The organism is Caballeronia sp. LZ035 (genome assembly GCF_031451175.1).
Classification (GTDB): Bacteria; Pseudomonadota; Gammaproteobacteria; order Burkholderiales; family Burkholderiaceae; genus Caballeronia.
This window is the reverse complement of the sequence record NZ_JARUXS010000048.1, coordinates 1-412: the sequence shown is the minus strand read 5'-3', so window position 1 is coordinate 412 and position 412 is coordinate 1. Positions and strand designations below refer to the sequence as shown.

1 protein-coding gene is annotated in these 412 nt (G+C 61.7%); it reads left to right on the top strand.

Features of this window, described 5'->3' with window-relative positions; translation table 11 throughout:
* Window positions 1-412 (top strand): type VI secretion system tip protein TssI/VgrG (gene tssI, locus QCE88_RS42010; protein ID WP_309911949.1); only part of this gene is annotated, 412 nt, incomplete at both ends.

Genomic DNA, 412 nt, shown 5'->3' with positions numbered 1-412 from the left:
GACTGCGGTCGTGGTAGGGCCCGCGGGCGAAACCATCTGGACCGATCAGCTCGGACGCGTGAAGCTGCAATTCCGCTGGGACCGCTACGGCAAGAGCGATGAGAACAGCTCCTGCTGGGTACGCGTCTCCGATGCATGGGCCGGGTCCAACTACGGCGGCATCTATATTCCGCGTATCGGCCAGGAAGTCGTGGTGGATTTCATGAACGGCAACATCGATCGGCCGCTCATCACCGGGCGCGTCTACAACGCCTCGCAGATGCCTCCATTCAATCTGCCCGACTCGGCCACGCAGAGCGGTTTCCTCACCCGCACGCCCAACGGCAACAGCAGCAACGCCAACATGTTCCGCTTCGAGGACAAGCAAGGTTCCGAGCAGGTCAAGCTGCATGCCGAGCGCAATTACGACACC